The 17383-nt window shown below is 53.7% G+C and carries 16 protein-coding genes; 9 read left to right on the plus strand and 7 right to left on the minus strand.

The features are described from left to right. Nucleotides 1-424: 424 nt before the first annotated feature. Nucleotides 425-1396, minus strand: a complete 972-nt coding sequence (gene dctP, locus ACR0FG_RS19065; protein ID WP_480894789.1) for a TRAP transporter substrate-binding protein DctP — start codon at nt 1394-1396, stop codon at nt 425-427. A gap of 237 nt (nt 1397-1633) precedes the next feature. On the opposite strand from dctP, the gene ACR0FG_RS19070 reads away from it, so the two are divergent. Next, nucleotides 1634-2590: an alpha/beta fold hydrolase gene (locus ACR0FG_RS19070; RefSeq protein WP_480894790.1), complete on the plus strand. Its 957-nt coding sequence runs from the start codon at nt 1634-1636 to the stop codon at nt 2588-2590. 46 nt (nt 2591-2636) lie between these two features. On the opposite strand, the gene ACR0FG_RS19075 is transcribed toward ACR0FG_RS19070, so the two are convergent. Further along, complete coding sequence (locus ACR0FG_RS19075) at nt 2637-3920, minus strand: hypothetical protein (protein WP_480894791.1); 1284 nt, start codon at nt 3918-3920, stop codon at nt 2637-2639. 245 nt (nt 3921-4165) lie between these two features. On the opposite strand from ACR0FG_RS19075, the gene ACR0FG_RS19080 reads away from it, so the two are divergent. From ACR0FG_RS19080 to ACR0FG_RS19090, 3 genes are all read left to right on the plus strand, one after another. Continuing rightward, entirely contained in the window at nt 4166-4435 is a 270-nt protein-coding gene (locus tag ACR0FG_RS19080) for a hypothetical protein (RefSeq protein ID WP_480894793.1), read from the plus strand. 303 nt (nt 4436-4738) lie between these two features. Beyond that, nucleotides 4739-5989: an MFS transporter gene (locus ACR0FG_RS19085; protein ID WP_480894794.1), complete on the plus strand. Its 1251-nt coding sequence runs from the start codon at nt 4739-4741 to the stop codon at nt 5987-5989. Next, nucleotides 5946-7256 (plus strand): ArsB/NhaD family transporter, encoded by a 1311-nt coding sequence (locus ACR0FG_RS19090; protein ID WP_480894796.1) that lies wholly within the window; start codon nt 5946-5948, stop codon nt 7254-7256. Before ACR0FG_RS19085 ends, ACR0FG_RS19090 begins: the two co-directional genes overlap by 44 nt. A gap of 64 nt (nt 7257-7320) precedes the next feature. Here ACR0FG_RS19090 and ACR0FG_RS19095 read toward each other — a convergent pair whose 3' ends face one another. After that, nucleotides 7321-7878, minus strand: a complete 558-nt coding sequence (locus ACR0FG_RS19095; protein ID WP_480894798.1) for a hypothetical protein — start codon at nt 7876-7878, stop codon at nt 7321-7323. Nucleotides 7879-7941: 63 nt separating this feature from the next. Further along, nucleotides 7942-8661, minus strand: a complete 720-nt coding sequence (locus ACR0FG_RS19100; protein ID WP_480894799.1) for a GDSL-type esterase/lipase family protein — start codon at nt 8659-8661, stop codon at nt 7942-7944. A 287-nt stretch (nt 8662-8948) separates the two neighbouring features. Here ACR0FG_RS19100 and ACR0FG_RS19105 point away from each other — a divergent pair, with 287 nt between their 5' ends. Continuing rightward, nucleotides 8949-9722, plus strand: coding sequence for a TIGR01458 family HAD-type hydrolase (locus ACR0FG_RS19105; protein WP_480894801.1), 774 nt, complete (start codon nt 8949-8951; stop codon nt 9720-9722). Between the two features lie 131 nt (nt 9723-9853). On the opposite strand, the gene ACR0FG_RS19110 is transcribed toward ACR0FG_RS19105, so the two are convergent. From ACR0FG_RS19110 to ACR0FG_RS19120, 3 genes are all read right to left on the minus strand, one after another. Continuing rightward, the gene (locus ACR0FG_RS19110; protein WP_480894802.1) at nt 9854-10885 is read right to left on the minus strand and encodes an IS110 family RNA-guided transposase; all 1032 of its coding nucleotides are present in this window, start codon (nt 10883-10885) and stop codon (nt 9854-9856) included. Between the two features lie 312 nt (nt 10886-11197). Beyond that, nucleotides 11198-11749 (minus strand): hypothetical protein, encoded by a 552-nt coding sequence (locus ACR0FG_RS19115; RefSeq protein WP_480894804.1) that lies wholly within the window; start codon nt 11747-11749, stop codon nt 11198-11200. A gap of 301 nt (nt 11750-12050) precedes the next feature. Beyond that, a complete protein-coding gene (locus tag ACR0FG_RS19120; RefSeq protein WP_480894805.1) occupies nt 12051-12683 on the minus strand; it encodes a tyrosine-type recombinase/integrase in 633 nt (210 codons plus the stop codon). 320 nt (nt 12684-13003) lie between these two features. Here ACR0FG_RS19120 and ACR0FG_RS19125 point away from each other — a divergent pair, with 320 nt between their 5' ends. From ACR0FG_RS19125 to kce, 4 genes are read left to right on the plus strand one after another with little or no spacing between them, the layout of a single operon-like run. Beyond that, a complete protein-coding gene (locus ACR0FG_RS19125; RefSeq protein ID WP_480894807.1) occupies nt 13004-14125 on the plus strand; it encodes an aromatic ring-hydroxylating oxygenase subunit alpha in 1122 nt (373 codons plus the stop codon). Next, nucleotides 14122-15648, plus strand: coding sequence for a choline-sulfatase (gene betC / locus ACR0FG_RS19130; protein WP_480894809.1), 1527 nt, complete (start codon nt 14122-14124; stop codon nt 15646-15648). Before ACR0FG_RS19125 ends, betC begins: the two co-directional genes overlap by 4 nt. A gap of 5 nt (nt 15649-15653) precedes the next feature. Further along, on the plus strand, nt 15654-16448 hold the full coding sequence (locus ACR0FG_RS19135) for an SDR family NAD(P)-dependent oxidoreductase (protein ID WP_480894811.1): 795 nt from the start codon (nt 15654-15656) through the stop codon (nt 16446-16448). After that, on the plus strand, nt 16448-17380 hold the full coding sequence (gene kce / locus ACR0FG_RS19140) for a 3,5-dioxohexanoate:acetyl-CoA acetone transferase (protein ID WP_480894813.1): 933 nt from the start codon (nt 16448-16450) through the stop codon (nt 17378-17380). Before ACR0FG_RS19135 ends, kce begins: the two co-directional genes overlap by 1 nt. The last annotated feature ends 3 nt before the right edge of the window (nt 17381-17383 follow it).

Raw genomic sequence — 17383 nt, forward strand, 5'->3', positions numbered from 1 at the left:
CTGTGATTTCGGAGAATTCGAGATTTTGTATTTGCAGTGAATGGCCGGTTCAACGGGCCGCACCGCGACATCTCGACCGGGTGGTGGAGGTTGGCTTTGGGCCGATTCAAACAAAATACTCAAGGGGCGATAGGCAGGAAGAAGTGCTCGGTCCTGCAAACTGATCATTCTTCGAAGCGTCATTTCTTTGACACTTCTGCGAACACATTCTCCTTATGGATCGTTGAAAAAGTTTTTCAATTCGTGGGGCAATTCTCCAAGTCATACAGTTCATTCCAGTCTTCGCCTTCGCGCAGTGGCATTCTGTGCCCGTCAGCAATGTTCAAACACGCTGCGGCCGGTCAAAGCCTGTCTTTGTTCGTTGCCCGAGTTCTTCGACCAGAATTGCCTTCAGGGCCGATCAAAGACACACGCCTTGGAGCGCTCACTTCAAGTAGTTTTGAATGAACTCCGGCGATCGCTCAATGTACGCGCGCCTGATAGCGTCCGCCGCAGTCTTGAGGGCTGCTGCGTCATCCCCCGAGATTTCTGTATATGTGGTGCCGACCGCACGCATTTGCTCCTCAAATGCAAATCTTTCATCTTCAAGTTGTAGCCAGCGCTCGGCTATAATGTTTGAAACTTCCTCAATCACGATCAGGCGGTCTTGTCCATCCAGCGAAGCGAGCCACTCACCGTTTAAGACGGCACCATAAAATCCAACGCGCATATCGAGATCGACCAACACATATTCCCCATCTGTTGGGCCAATCAGGTCCCATCCAGCGAATGAAGTCAGAACGACATCTACACTTTTATCCCCTAAGATCTTTGGCAATTCGGGCGCAGGAAAGTTGACGCCCTTCGCTCCAATCGTTTCCAGGTAATCCGTCAGCATTGGCGACCCTGGTACACGGACAGTCTTTCCGGGCAGTTGGTCAATACTGGTCAACGGGTCCTTACTCACAAACAGGGTGTATCCGGCCGGAGCGAGGCCCAAAATATCGAGGCCTACATCGTGGAGCCGGTTTGAAAGGTCATCAATTAACACCGCGTGACCGTTTGCATCGCGAATAGCAAACAAATCGATGCTATAGGGAAGCGTAAGTAGCATGAATTCGGGGGCAAAGCGTTCAAGCCGTGCAACCGGAGGCCAAACCATCTGAACTTGATTGTTGACCAATGCGTCCAACGCGATGTCTTCATTCGGAAACAAGTCCGAATCTGCACTGAAGAAATCGGCTACGATCCGCCCCTCGGTTCGGTCCCGGATCTGGGTTGCCAATGACGCCAGCAGTTGAGATTTCGGATGCGTGGATGGTGTGTCCGAATACAGTTTCATGCTTACCTGCGAAAGCGCAGCCACAGGAAGAAACACCATGTAAGCGAATAAAATAAGTGCCGATAGAGATCTCATAACAATCCTCTCCTGCATACATGTTCTGGCATCACTATTTGCTTACTTTAAGTGTCAAGTTGAGCCGTGTAAAATCAATGGCCAATCGCAACCCGCTCAACTTTCGCAATCAAAACGAATGCGCATAGAAACACCAGAAGGCATAGGTGCTGGGCGGGTTCTGTCGCACAGAGTCGAAACCGGGCGGTTGCGCGCATTGATCTATCTACGCTTTACAAAGCGGGATATGACAACGCTATGGCTCTCTATCGCCCTTCGCCGCCTCTGCTTTCCGGCTTTTTGCCCGAAGAAGATGGCCACTCCGTGTTTTGGCAGACGTTCGGTAACGAAAACGCGCCAGCTATCGTGTTGCTGCACGGAGGGCCCGGAGGCGGCACGCGTCCCCAAATGGTTCAGTTGTTCGACCCGGAACGTTGGCACATAGTCACGATCGACCAAAGGGGCGCAGGACGATCCACGCCGCACGCGGGCGACAGTGTGGATGCTCTCAAGGCGAATACGACAGAACACTTGATCCACGATCTGGAACGCCTGCGCTCCAGTCTGGGGCTGGCGAGTTGGTATATCTATGGTTCTTCATGGGGAACTACTCTTGCAGTGGCCTATGCGCTGGAGCATCTGGAGCGGGTGAAAGGTCTGATCCTCGCTGCGGTGGCAATGATATCACGCGAAGATCTCAACTTTCTTTATTTTGGCGCCCGTCGGTTTTTGCCGGAAGCACATGAAGAGTTCCACGCGTTGGTACCAGAGGCATGCGACGGGATTGAAATTGCGGCAGGCTATAACGATCTTCTCGTGGGTGAAGATGCAGGTTTGCGATCCGCTGCTGCGTTTGCGTGGTGCAAATGGGAAGCCGCCGTAGTAAGCTTGGACCCGCGGGTAGAACGCAATCCATCTTATGAAGACGAACGCTTTCGGCTCGGTTTTGCAAGGATCGTCACACATTACTTTCAAAATCTTGCCTGGCTTGACATGCCGCTGTTGGAACAGGCCCACAAACTTGCCGAACTGAAGATACATCTTATACACAGTCGGCTCGACCTCTCGGCCCCGTTTTTGACACCTTGGCGTCTGCATAACGTCCTGCCCAGATCGGAACTCGTCGTTGTTCCGGGTGGATTGCACGGAACGCTCTATGGCCCCCTGGCCGACGTCATCATCATCGCAGCGAACAAAATGCAGCAGTCGCAATAGCCCGCAATCAGGGCAATGACAGAATTCGGCTCTTGTCTCGGACGCACTAACGTGAAGGTGTTTTTTCTGTATTCTCGGTCAGCGACAGGGCCAAATAGACAGAAATAGCGTTAAGCACGGCTAACACGGTTAATGGGATAAGAACGCTTTGGATTTGCGCCACTAGGCCAAGCATTGCGGCGAAAATGATCCCGCCGATACCAGCCGCCGCGTCCGAGAGCGCAACCATATAGGGGCGATTGCTGTCAGACGACATCGAAAGCAGGTACAAGTACCGGCCTTCAGTTTCTCCGCCGATCCCAAAGGACAGAAAAAAGATCGTTGAGGCATAAACCCAGGGATTACTGGCCAAGCCGAACAGATCGAAGCCAATCGCCATAAGCGCCGAAATGCACGCGATCATTGACGCACCGGCGATTGTGTATCGGATCGACTTGCGCACGACCCGCCGCCACAAGACTGCACCAACCGCGCGTCCAGCGCTTGTTGCCGTTACAAAAATGGTCAGTATGTGCGGAGTAGAAAGATGAAATGTCGCCGCATGAATAGTGTAGAACGGCGTGGCCAGTTCGACTGACAAAAAGAACAGTCGCGCGACCAGGAAACGTCGGAACCACGCATATCGCAGCGCCAGAGACCAACCGCGTGAAACTTGGTTATAGAAGGACTCCTTCTTGTCGGACTCCTCTTGATTGCTAACCTCGTCAGAGGTTTTTGTAAGCACCAGTCGGAACATGCAGAAGCAAGAAACCAAAAGGGCTAGCACACCCAACCAAAGCAGAACTCGATGTCGCTCGAACGGGGTTTCTCCTACCATCAGCGCCCGTGTGGTCCACACAAGAGCTATCGCGATGATGCAGCTTAACGCCAGTTGCGTGAAGACGATCTGCCCGCGTTCTTCTTCTTCGAGTTCCGAACCATAGATGTGGTTGCTGCCCAAAGCCCAGACTCCGTAGCAGCTGCCGACTACCAAAGCCACCAACACAAACAGGACCATCACGACCCCATCGGACAGAGCCGCACCTGACAGGGCCAAAACGGTCAGGACCAAAGCAATGACGAGATTGGGGAGTATCATCGCTTTTTTGGAGCGATTCCCAACACGAACATAAGGGGACATCACGGCTTCGGCTATAATCCGGGCGCCTTTGACACATGGCAGAAGCAGCCCGGCCAGGAATTGTGGAGCCCCTAGTGCTAGATACAGGAATGGAAGCACAATGCTGGGGCTTGCGAGAATGTCCGACAACGAATCCGCAATACCGCCCCAAAGCAAATAGAAGCGGTTCTTAGTTGGGGTCGAACCCGATCTCTTGTCCGCGGCACTCATCTCGTTGAACTTTTTGCCATAGATTGTGCCTCGATCCGCTGGCGTGCATTGGCGTTGTTGATATCATCATAAACGTAGTTTTTGCGAACTTACCTGATGGAAGGTGTATCAACTAACATGAGTGTTGCAGACCTGTTTGACACCGCTATAGCTCGCCTCGAAGCGCAAGATAAAAAAAAGCGTTCAACCCGAGGTTCGGTGTCGGCGCATACCGGCATAAGGGCGCAAGCTGCTTGTTTGGCGGCATGATCGAAGATGAGTTTTACGAATCCACAATGGATGCGCATGAAGATGAGTTGGGCAACGTCGTCGCCCGATCGCCTGTGCACAAGACACCGGTGCTGGAAGCGATCCGGGCCTCGACCGGTGTAAATCTACTGGATCGCCTGACGGTCGAAGACCTCCAAGCCATTCATGATATACACGAAGTGGAGTGGAAACCCGGGCATTCTTTCAAGGCCCTTCTGCCATGCAAGATTTCAGCCAAGATATGGCGTGGGGCCGCCACCAAATAAAACTCCGGTGCTTCATTGCAACCTGTACGACGTAAATCCAGTTAATTGCCAACCTCGCTGGCGCAGCGAACGCCAGGTTTGATGGGCCGTGCGGCAGCGACTTGACCAATCAGTGAAGGGCCGGTTTGGGCCGGCTCCTATCTGAGCAAACTGGCTTTCACCCTGCAAGGGTTACAAGTTTCGTGCAAAAAACGCGCATGGGTTGTAAAAAGACGCCCAGTCAACCACAGTGAGCACCAGGGGCATCTGCTGCGCTGACATGGAGGCGCTTGTTTTGTGCAAGGCGATTTGACTGACACGCCGGTGGATACTGTACCGCATGCGCGGTTAAACCGACCTTTGTTGGGCATAAATTTCTTTGCCGGAGATGTGACCGCAGGGTTCGGCCCTTATTTAGCGATCTACCTGTTGGCCCAACTTCACTGGTCGCCCCAGAACATCGGTTTCGCACTTGCCCTCGGATCAATTGTAACGGTGCTAGCACAGACACCGGCCGGAGCGTTGATTGATTGGATACGCGCCAAGCGGGCTTTGATGGTTGTTTGTATCACAGCTGTGGGTTTGGCGGCTTTGACACTTATTGTATCCAACGAGGCGATTGCGATCTACGGCGCGCAGGCGACAATGGGTGTCGCGCTGGCTTTTCTCGGTCCGCTGATTGCAGCGATAACGCTGGGCGTTGTGGGGCGGGGGGCGTTTACCCGCCAAACCAGCGCAAACCAAGCGTGGAACCACGCAGGGAACGTGGTGGCGGCGGCGATTGCCGCGGGTTTAGCCTTGGCAGGCTATGTAAACGGGGTATTTATCCTGATAACTGTGATGTGTGTGGGCATGATCTGCTGCACCATGCTGATCAGACCCACTGATATTGACCACGAAACCGCCCGTGGCGGCGTTGCCGAGGACAGATCGGGTGCCGAAAAGCCCAGTGGCTTTGCCACGATCTTCAGTGACAGGCGTCTTCTGATATTTGGCGTTTCGATCATCCTGTTTCACTGTGCAAATGCCAGTATGCTACCTTTGGTGAGCCAGAAGGTCGCCAGCGGAGGCGATACCAAGGCCGGGATTGCGTTCACCTCGGCTTGCATCATCTCGGCACAGTTCATTATGGTCGGAATGGCGGTTCTCTGTGGCCGGACCGCAGATCATTGGGGGCGCAAGCCACTGTTTTTGGTTGCTTTCTCAATTCTTCCGATCCGCGCCTTTCTCTATACTCTGACAGACAATAGCGTGGCGCTTGTCGCCATTCAGTCGTTGGATGGCGTAGCAAACGGAATCTTTGCCGTTCTGTTTTTGCTCATCGTTTCGGATGTGACTAAAGGAACCGGGCGGTTCAATGTCGCACAAGGGGCGTTGGCCACCCTCGTCGGAGTTGGAGCTTCGGTCAGCAATCTGGCGGCGGAAGAGATCGTGCAGATCAGCAGCTACGATGTGGCGTTTTACTTTCTTGCAGCCGTCTCGCTGCTGGGGGCATTGATTTTCGCCACTCTGATGCCGGAAACGGCTCCGCATGCAAGCCGCAATCAGAACAAGCCTGACGCCGCGCAATCTTAACCGGAGTAGCACATTGTCCTTCAGTCTTGGGGTTTCAATTGCCGTTTTCACTCTGATTGCCATCCGCGAATGGCTGCCTGCGTCTATCAAAATATGGCATGTCATGACGGCAGGAGCATTCGCTCTGCTGATCACGAGCGCAATAACTCCGAAATCTGCCATAGAAGCGATAGACTGGAATGTCATGCTTTACCTGTTTTCCGTCTTCTCCATCGGACGCGCCCTGTATGAAAACGGTATTTCGCACCGGATCGCAGGTTGGATGGTAGGCTGGCGAACGCCCGGCGTCTCACTCGTGGCGTTCATGCTTATGTTCGCGCTGATCGCCGCAGTCCTGACCAATGACGCGGCTGCAATTATCGGCACACCCATTGCGCTGATGTTGGCGCGTCAAACCGGAGCTGACCAGCGAACCTTTTTGATCGCGCTTTGCGTTACCGTCACGATCGGCAGCATGGCCACGCCCATTGGGAACCCGCAGAACTTGTTGATTGCGGCCAGCGGCCAAGTTCCGGCCCCCATGATTACATTTGTTCACTGGCTGATTGTTCCCACGTTGATCTGTTTGGGTGGCAGTGCATTTTGGCTTTCCAGGCGAATGGTGGTTTCGACTCCAAGCTTGGAAAAAGCGGATGTAGCAGAGGAAAATGGCGGGGTTAAATGGCCAGTGCTTCTGGCCATTATTGTCCTTGTCGTTCTTGTAACCGTTGAGAGTGTTCTGGCAGCCACCGGATCAGACTTCGGGTATCCGCTGGGGGTTGCAGCGGCCATCGCCTGTTTGCCAGTCTACTTGTTTGATAGTGCCCGGCTGAAAACCTTTGTCCGCCTCGACTGGCCTACGTTGGTGTTCTTTGTATCCATGTTCATTGTAACCGGCGCACTGCTGAATTCGGGATCGTTGCAGACTATTCTGGGCGAAGAGCGCGAGCATATGAGTGAACCGCTGGTGACGGCCGGTATCAGCTTTTTTGGCAGCCAGGTTTTTTCAAACGTGCCACTGGTTGATATGTACCTGAAGCTGATGCCTTCTTTCGATGTGCCAAATCTGATGATGCTTGCCGGTATTTCGACCTTGGCCGGGAACGTCTTCATCATCAGCGCGGCTAGCAATGTCATCGTCTTGCAAATGGCGGATCGCATGGGGGCGCAGGAAGTGACGTTCACCCAGTTCATGAAGGATGTTGTGCCAATCGGGCTAGTTTCGACCGGGATTACCGTTGGTTGGATTTTGCTTCTTGAGGCTCACTTGTCCGGCAAGGCGTTTTGATGAACAAGCTGATTTGCACCGGCTCGGAGCCGCAGCTACGGGTCCAGCAGTTTTTTGAACTGCACTAGCCGGTTTCCTGATCTTTTAATCGCGAGACAAGCATCACGGCACGATAAGTTTCCCCGTCAGGTTCGGCTGTTGCATAAAGGTGTGAATCGAGTGCGTTGTCAGAAATCGAAAAACGCCTAATTCCAGTTGGAAAGAATCCGTTCAATGCAAACGCCCGAGATGCGGCTGCATTGACCTCGCCCGATGGCATAACTCGGACAACAGCGGCGAGTTTGTCTGTGTCCCAAGGCAAATTCATTGCGCGAGCAATAATATGACGTGCCAATCCTTGGCCCTTTAGTGTTGAGAACAAGCCGTTCAATTTGCGGATTCGAAGGCCATCCCAACTCTCGGGTTTCGTATAAAGGCCACCAAGCACTTTGCCATTCTCAAATACCACGACAAGGTTGTTTCCCGGAGCGGTGAGTATATCCTTCGATATGTTGTTCAAATTTGCAGGTGTGCGATTGATCTGTTCTTTTAGCTCAAAAATATAAGCGTCAATTACCTCATCCGGCGCAGCGTCAGCCGGGTATACTCTGATGCTCGGTGGCATTTTTCCAGAAATGCTCATTCAGTTTAGCAGTCCTTTTCTAAACGCACCTCGCAGCGTTCGCTCATTGCTGTTCGAAGACGCCTAAATCTTCGATCCATCTAACATGTCGCGGATGACTTCAGCGAGCGCAACAGCGACCGGTTGCAACGAATTGGGGTCGAAGTGTACGCCATCAATGGTGCCGGGACCGACCACTTCATTGATATCAAAGCACCGCGCGCCAAACGTGGCGGCGACCGGGGGATATGTGTCGCGAAGCCGTTGCAGCGCTGCTGGGCATTGAACGGGATCGAACAGCGGTGCCAGCCAAGTTCTGCTCACGTCACCCATCGCAGGCGGCACCAACACCAGCGTTGCTGGTGCCCGGCCATCGGGTCCAACATTCGATTTCGACACGATTTCCAGAAGGCGGCCGAGACCCCGGGCGATTTCATCGCCATTTACATTGAAGCGAGTCTTAACGTCATTTGATCCCAAAAGGATTATAACAAGATCGAATGGCATGTGCGTCTTGAGAGCTATTGGCAGTTGGGCGAGACCGCTCGTTTCGCCTATCATGGGATCGTCGAAGACTGTGGTTCTGCCATTCAACCCGTCTTCGATCACGTGGTAGGCTGTACCGAGTTCCGCCTGCAGCCGCCTCGTCCATCGTTCAGTGAATCCGTACCGGACAAAGTCAGCACCGCCGCGCGGATCAAACCCCCAGGTCAAGGAATCTCCGAAGCATAGTACTGACTTCGGGTTGTCAGCTTGCTGACTCTGTATTTGCTCGTTCAAAATAGCTCGCTTTTTATTGCTCAAGGCCAGCATACTCGTGCTGGAAAGGACCTCAAGCCTTGAGCCGCGACACTGGCCAGCGAGGCGGCGAACGGCAAGGTCCTTCAGGGCAAGTTTTTACTTAGCGGCAGCTTCTACGCATGCAGCGAAGGTTCGGTTTGGCGGCTCGTACCGTAGCAAGGGTCGCCAAAGCTGTACGGCAGCTTCAAGGTATGGTTACCATCCAAACTGAGGCAATTTACAAACGAGCTTTTTCCGTTTGGGTCTCCTGCTTGATCACAGCGGAAGACCTGCACTAGCATTGAGGTGTCATGGCTAATGGTCTTCTCCTTGATATATCGGGTGTTCTTTATAACGGAACGCAAGTGATCTCGGGTGCCAAGGAAGCGGTGGATCGATGTAGAACGCAAGAGATCCCAATCCGTTTTCTCACAAACACCACTCGCAGACCCAAGCGGCTAATTGTCGAAAGGCTGAATCAATTCGGCTTTGCAGTCGACACGAACGAGGTTATCACCCCTTCTCAGGCTGCTTGTGACTGGTTGAATCAAAACGGGTATTCTCCTCACCTTTTGGTGCATCCAGACCTGATGGAGGATTTCAAAGGGGTGGTTCAGGGAAAACCTGCCGCTGTAGTTTTGGGTGATGCGGGGCAGTCTTTTAACTACAATAACCTAAATGCAGCGTTTCGCGCTCTTGACCAAGGTGCCCCTTTCTTAGCGTTGGCAGCGAACCGGGTTTTTCGCGATGCCGACGGCGCGCTCAGTCTTGATGCCGGAGCGTTTGTGCGTGGCCTTGAATACGCGGCCCAAGTCGAGGCTCAAGTCTTGGGGAAACCATCGGCCACGTTTTTTCGGGCGGCTGCAAACAGCATGGGATTACAACTCGCGGAAGTCATCATGATAGGGGATGACGCTGAAAACGACGTCGCCGGAGCGTTAAAAGCGGGTGTCGGCAAAGCCATACTGGTTCGCACCGGAAAGTACCGCCCTGGCGAGGAAAAGCGATACGATCTGGCACCTTCTTTCGCGGCAGATGACATATCCGAAGCAGTTGACTGGGTGATGAAGCTCCTCGCCCGATGATGGGTAGGATCTGACACCCTCTGAGTGTCGCGTTGTGTGAGTTCAACTGGCCTCCGGTTTTGCGCTTGTGGCGAACGGCATGTGTGGATTGCTCCTGCATAGCAAGACGTATTTGAATGAGTTCGCACTGGTCAGAAGCAGACATGTGTCCGGCCTGTTTGCGCGGCACATGTGTCCGCTGGCCCTGATGGTTTCCGCAGACCAAGTCCCATACAGGTTCGCGGACAACGTTGTGTCCCGGACATTCGATTGGGTGTCTTGGTTACGGGGCTGACTGTGCGCCAGCAACTCGTTGGTCTTGCTGTCTCGGTGTTTTTGTTCCTTTGCTTCAGGCGTAGTGTGGGCGGTAGTATTCGTTCTTCGTCAGGACGGCCCAACCTCTCTTTGCCACCGCTGGATCGATTGAGCGGTGTCAGGCCAAGCCAAGCTGCGAACTCGCGACCGTTCTTGAACTGGCGCGCATCGCCGATCGTTGCTGCTATGGCTGAAGCTGTCACCGGACCGACGCCTGGTATGGTTCGAAGCAGCGCCACACGTGGACCCTGCTTTGCCTGAAGGCGCATACGCATTTCGTACCAACGGATCCGCAAGTGCAAAGCCACGAGCTGATTGCTCAAATTTGTCAGCACATCGACTGCAACTTCGGGAATATCTGGGCGGTCGTTGTCCAATACATCTTTTGCAAACTTCACCGCGCTGCCAATTCCTTGGGCAATCACAATTCCAAACTCGGCGAGCAGCCCGCGCAACATGTTGCTGATCTGAGTGCGCTGGCGAACGATGAGATCACGAGCGCGATGAAGGAACAGGACGCTTTGTTGCTCTTCCGTTTTGATTGCAACAAACCGCATGGTCGGGCGTTTCACGGCTTCGCAGATCGCTTCGGCATCGGCGGCATCAGTTTTGCCACGCTTGACGTAAGGCTTCACGCAATTGGCCGGGATCAAACGGACATCATGTCCGAGAGCGCTCAATTGGCGCGCCCAGTAGTGGCTCGAACTGCAAGCTTCCATTCCTACCAAGCAAGCTGGAAGGTCTTCAAAGAAAGCCAAAAGCTGCGCCCGCCTTATCGCGCGATTGAAAACAACATCGCCGTTTTCAGCGATGCCATGGACTTGCAAGATGTTCTTGGCGAGATCTATGCCAATTGTTGTAACCTGCATTGGGTGGCTCCTCTCATAGCAGTCATGACAACTGCACTATGGCGCATTGCGACGCCGGTTGGAGCAGGAACCATCCACCCCATCAGGTTCGGCTGGCCGCGTAGCAGTATCGGCTGGCGAAGTTCAAAGTCCGGAATGGGCCGCGAACATCACTAGCCTAGCATCACCAAACTAAACTGTCGGTCTGGCATCAAAGTGGGTCAGGAGCCCTTGTCGCGCGTTGATTTGGACGTCGTGAATGTCCAGTAAACTTGCCTACCTAAGAAATTTTGAGTTCTGCCTTATCACTCTGTTGCGGTCTAACCTCAGGATCTAGGCTAGTCCTGCCATCACCATGCAACGCAACGTCCGAGCGGAAGCGGTCAGGATCATCCAAATCGAGTTTTGTCCCAAACAAATGATCGTCTGGCGAATTCTCTCAGGAAGACCGCCTTCCGCACCATAGCTTTCGTTGTAACAACTCATCGTCTGACCGACTGTAGTGCTCACACCTGCTTTGATCAGACAGCCAAAAACTGGATCAGTTGGAATGGCTTGAATAGTCTCTTCGATGGGCGATCCTGAATAGGCGCTGGTAATGGCATCCCAAGCCTGCTCTGCAAATGCCTCGCCAGGAAGATCGATGCTCGACAAGTCGATACGACCAATTTCGTGGTCTTCGAAGGTGACGACCGCCTCCATCGCTTCGAAATCGAATTTTAGGTTGAGAGCTACTTCTTCCCAGTCTGTAAAACCTACTGGCCGTTTGCGAGCCGAGATATCAAATGAAACCTCGTTCTCCATAATAGCGGTATCTTTGAAATCTATATCAAGCTCATACTCAAAATCATCTTTGGTAATCCGGTGGCTAGTAATTTTAGGCATCTCTAGTAGGTCCTGGTTTTCCGAGTTTGACCGCTGATAGCTGCGGCCGATTTTGGTGCGATCCGGCTAAAACTGTGCCTCCTAGGCGTCGCCTTTTCAATAGGCTGTGCTGACCTCCGCTTCGAAATAGGTCTTGCGAAAACAGACGTCCGGCCAACGGCATAACTGTCCGCGCTCTCAACTTCGGCAAGGCTGAAGTCGGACTGCCACAGCGAGAGTCAGCTATGTGGGCTGCAACCGCAGCATCATTGCACTGGGATGGATGTCGGCTCTGGGCCGCCATTTAGACGGCCCAGAGAAGTTAGATTTCAATGGCTTCAGCAATGGCAAGGGCATCCTCAATTTCAACACCGAGATACCTGACGGTACTGTCCATCTTTGTGTGTCCCAGCAGAAGCTGAACAGCGCGAAGGTTGCCAGTCTTCTTGTAAATCTGGGTAACTTTCGTGCGGCGCATTGAATGTGTGCCATATGCACTGGCGTCCAGTCCGATCGACGTAACCCAGTCCCGAACAATCCGTGCATACTGGCGCGTCGATATATGAAGGCGTTCATGAAAACGGCCTGGCCAAAAAAACTCTGATCCGACCATTAGTTCGTCTTCCATCCATTTCTCGACGGATGCGCGGGTGCCTTCCGATATCTCAAAGCGGACTGGCTTCCGCGTCTTGCTCTGCAGCACTGAGGCGCGTTTCTTGATCTGGCCAGACGCCATAACATCCACAACTTTCATCTTAACAAGGTCGCACCCGCGAAGCTTGCTGTCGATTGCCATATTGAACAGAGCTAAATCACGTTGGTTCTCTGCCAATTCAAGCCGCACCCGGATTGCCCAGACGTGCTTTGGCTTCAGCGGTCGTTTCTGGCCAACGATACGTCCTTTGTGCCAAGCTGGGCGAAGCGCGCGAATGGCCGGTAAGTTTGGTGTTTCCATGACTGATCCTCCGATCCGCCATTCCCTCCCAAAGCGACAACCCGACGTTGACGAGGTACCATATCAAAGGATTTCTGCGCTGACTCCGAGGTCTGCATCGAGCCCAGTTTTGCGGATTTCTCCAATGTGCACGAATGACCGCTTAACAGGTGCAGGCAAGGGCCCAGCTCTCGCTTGTCAGCTAAACGCAATGCTTGATGGATTAATGCGGTGTCCCCAAAAGCCAAAATGCTTGGCGAAAATAATCAAATTAGCGGCTGATTAAACATAGCTCCGAATCCCACTTAAAATAGATTTAACTTAACATCGGAGACGCAATCATGACTGATTCAAATACAATTTTCTTTGGCTATCATGCTGATCCATCGCGCTCCAGCTCATTGCAGGCTGCCGCCTACACCGAACGCAAGTGGTTTGATGCAGACCTATGCGCCATCCTCTCCAAAACTTGGCAGTGGGTATGTCATGTCGAGAAAACACGTGAGCCGGGATCTTATGTAACAGTGGATATTGCCGGCCAACCCATTGCAGTTGTGCGCGATAAAGAGGGTAAGCTTCGTGCCTTTTATAACGTCTGTAAACACCGTGCGCACGAATTGCTGTCGGGCGAAGGCAATACAACGCGGATCATGTGCCCCTATCATGCTTGGGTCTATAAACTTGACGGGCGATTGGCGCGTGCTCCACACACCGAAAACCTCAAAGATTTCACGAAAGACGAGATTTGTCTCGATGCGGTGAAGGTCGAGGAATTTTGCGGCTTTGTTTTCGTAAATTTGGATCCGATGGCAGCTTCTTTGTCAGAACAATCCGGCAACCTGGAATCCGAAGTGCGCCACTGGGCGCCGGATGTGGATCAACTCACATTTGGCCACCGCCTGACCTACGACATCAAGTCGAACTGGAAGAACGTCGTGGACAATTTCCTTGAGTGCTATCACTGCCCTACAGCCCATAAGGATTTTTGTGACCTCGTGGATATGGATACCTACAAGGTTACAACCTACGGCATCTACTCCAGCCATATGGCTGACGCAGGCAACAGTCCAAATACCGCCTATGACGTCTCCAACGCCACGGTGAAAACCCACGCGGTTTGGTGGCTCTATCCGACCACTTGCCTGATGCGATACCCGGGGCGGTCCAGCATGATCGTGTTGAACATCATCCCTGTCGGGCCAGATCGTACGCTTGAAACCTATGACTTCTTCCTTGAGACGCCGGAACCTGACGCGATGGAGATGGATGCCATTCGCTATCTGGACGAGGTACTTCAGGTCGAAGACATCAGCCTCGTCGAAAGTGTGCAGCGTGGGATGAACACGCCAGCGTTCACGCAAGGTCGGATCGTCAATGACCCGGATGGGTCCGGCAAGTCCGAGCACGCCGTGCATCACTTCCATGGCCTGGTTCTGGACGCTTACGCAAAAGGTGCTGCGTGACGCGGCCAAACATCCTTGTGATCATGGCGGACCAGTTGGCGCCGCATTTCACGGGGGCCTATGGGCACAAGATCGCCAAGACACCTCACCTTGATGCGTTGGCTGCGCGCGGCATGCGTTTTGATGCGGCCTACTGCAATTCTCCTCTCTGTGCACCTTCGCGGTTTGCCTTTATGTCGGGGCAGCACATCAGCCGCATTGCAGCGTATGACAATGCGTCCGAGTTCAAGGCTTCTGTGCCGACATTTGCGCATTATCTCAAATCGCTGGGCTATCGAACCTGCCTTTCGGGCAAGATGCATTTCATTGGTCCGGATCAGATGCATGGGTTCGAAGACAGGGTGACAACTGACATCTATCCTGCGGATTTCGCGTGGACACCCGATTGGGAAGCACCGGATGAGCGGATCGATAAGTGGTACCACAATATGCAGACCGTCAAGGAAAGCGGTCTGGCACAAGCGACCTTCCAGATCGACTATGACGACGAAGTGGGCTTTGCCGCCAAACGTTGGCTATTTGACGTGGCCCGGGACAAAGCACGCGGGGACGACGCGCCCTTTGCAATGGTTGCAAGCTTCATCCACCCGCATGACCCATATGTGGCCCGGCCCGAGTGGTGGAACTTGTACGCAGACGAGGAAATCGACATGCCCTCGTTTGTGCCTGCATTGGAAGATCGGGACCCGTTTTCCCGCCGTTTGATGGACGGGATCGAGGCGTCTTACGTGTCACTCAGCGAGGAAGAGATACGGCGCGCGCGCCACGCTTACTTAGCTAACGTGAGCTACTTCGACAGTAAAATCGGTGAACTGGTTCAAACCCTTAAAGAAACGGGTGAATTGCGCAACACCATTGTGATTGTCACAGCCGATCACGGCGACATGCTGGGCGAACGTGGGCTGTGGTACAAAATGAATTTCTTCGAGCACTCGGCGCGCGTTCCATTGGTCATGGCCGGCCCCGGCATAGCGGTAGGGGCCGCGCAGAATGCCGTGTCGCTGGTTGATATGTTGCCGACATTTATCGACATCGCTGGGGGTGACGAGACGATGCTTGGAGAACCGATCGATGGTCGCAGCCTGATGCCTTTGGCCCGGGGCGAAGACGACCCAATTGACGAAGCCATCGGTGAATATTGCGCCGAAATGACGGGCTATCCTGTGATCATGATCCGGCGCGGGCCTTTGAAATATATTCACTGCGATAGCGATCCACCGCAGCTCTATGATCTGAGTATTGATCCGATGGAAACCAAGAACTTCGCTTCGGACCCAGACTATGCTGACGCAAAAGCGCGCTTTGCGGTCGAAGTCGCCGAGCGTTGGGACGGCAGCGCATTGCGGAGGAAAATAATCGCCACGCAAAAATCGCGTCGTGCGTTACACGCCGCGATGGAGGCTGGCGCCAGCGCGCCTTGGGACTACAACCCACCCTCCGATGCAAGCCAGAAATATGTCCGCAACAATATGGATTGGACAGTGGCTGCAAGCCGCTACCGCTATCCGCCTTTGAAGGATTGAAGCCAATGATGCTGAAGGAAAAAGTTGCTCTGGTCACTGGTGCGCGCGGTGGTATCGGGCGGGCGATTGTCGCCCGTTTTCTAAGCGAAGGCGCAACGGTATTTGCGGCTGACCTCACACCGGAAGGGTCGTTGGATCGGCATGACGATGACGGCAGTCATTTTGTCAAGCTGGATGTCACGCAAGAGGCAGACGCAATCGCAGTGATGGATCATGTGCGTGCGGCTCATGGCAAACTGGATATCCTTGTAAATGCGGCCGGGATCGAGATCGAAAAAACGGTCGAGGAAACAACCCTTGAGGAATGGAATCAAAGCTTTGCGGTAAACTCCACAGGCACTTTCCTGACGTCGAAATATGCGCTTCCCCTAATGCGAGAGGCGGCAAAAACGGGGAACAGCGCAAGCCTTATCAATTTCGGCTCGTATGACGGGTTCATCGCAGACCCCGGGCTTGCGGCTTATTGCGCGACCAAAGGTGCGGTTCACGCGTTGACGCGCGCAATGGCTTGCGATCATGGTCCTGAAGGCATCCGGGTAAATGCCATTTGTCCCGGCTACATCGACACTCCAATGCTGCAGAGTTTCTTCAACGGCGATGGGTCCGGCGGTGAGGGTGGCAATATTGAAACGCTGCAAAAGGCCGTGCGCGATGTGCATCCGATGCGCACCTATGGAACGCCCGAGGACATTGCGAATTTGGTCAACTGGCTGGCCTCGGACGAGGCACGCTATGCCTCTGGCCAGTTGTGGGTTCTGGATGGGGGGCTGTCTGCACAGGTGCAGCAGATGAAGCTCTGATGCCCAAGCCTGTCATCATCACCTGCGCGCCGACCGGCGGCATCCATACACCGTCGATGTCACCGTATCTGCCGATTACGCCCGCCCAGATTGCAACGGCCAGCATTGAGGCCGCGCAAGCTGGTGCATCAATCATCCACATGCACGCGCGACATCCGGAAACCGGCAAACCCGACCCGCGACCCGAGCTGTTCAAGCAATTCCTGCCTGTGATCAAACAGTCCACAGATGTGGTTATGAATGTCTCGACCGGTGGCGGTTTGGGGATGTCGATGGATGAGCGGCTGCTGGCGGCCACCTCGACCAGCCCAGAGATGGCATCGCTTAACATGGGGTCGATGAACTTTGGCGTCTTTCCGATGCTGCAAAAATACACCGAATTTCAGCACGATTGGGAACGGCCATTTCTGGAGATGACGGAAGATTTCATCTTTCCCAACACCTTCAAAACCATTCGCTACGCCATCGAGAAACTTGGTGGCGACCATGGCACCAAGTTCGAGTTCGAATGCTATGACCTTGGCCATCTCTACAACGTCAAATGGTTCGTGGATCAGGGCCTGATCAAACCGCCATTTTTCATTCAGATGGTATTTGGCATCTTGGGTGGCGTTGGCGCAGATGCTGACCATCTAACCCACATGCACAACACAGCCGATAAGCTGTTCGGAGCAGAGAATTACGAATGGTCGGTCCTTGCCGCCGGACGTCACCAAATGCCTTTTGCAACCCAAAGCGCCATGCGGGGTGGCAACTTGCGCGTCGGTCTCGAAGACAGCCTGTTCATCGGCAAAGGTGAGTTGGCAAAATCCAACGCCGAGCAGGTCATGCGCATCAGATCCATTGTTGAAAACCTTGGCCTTACGGTCGCGACTCCGGCCGAGGCGCGGGCGCGGCTCGCACTAAAAGGCGGCGATCAGGTTGGGTTCTAAGGA

It is taken from the genome of Ruegeria sp. E1, assembly GCF_056534225.1.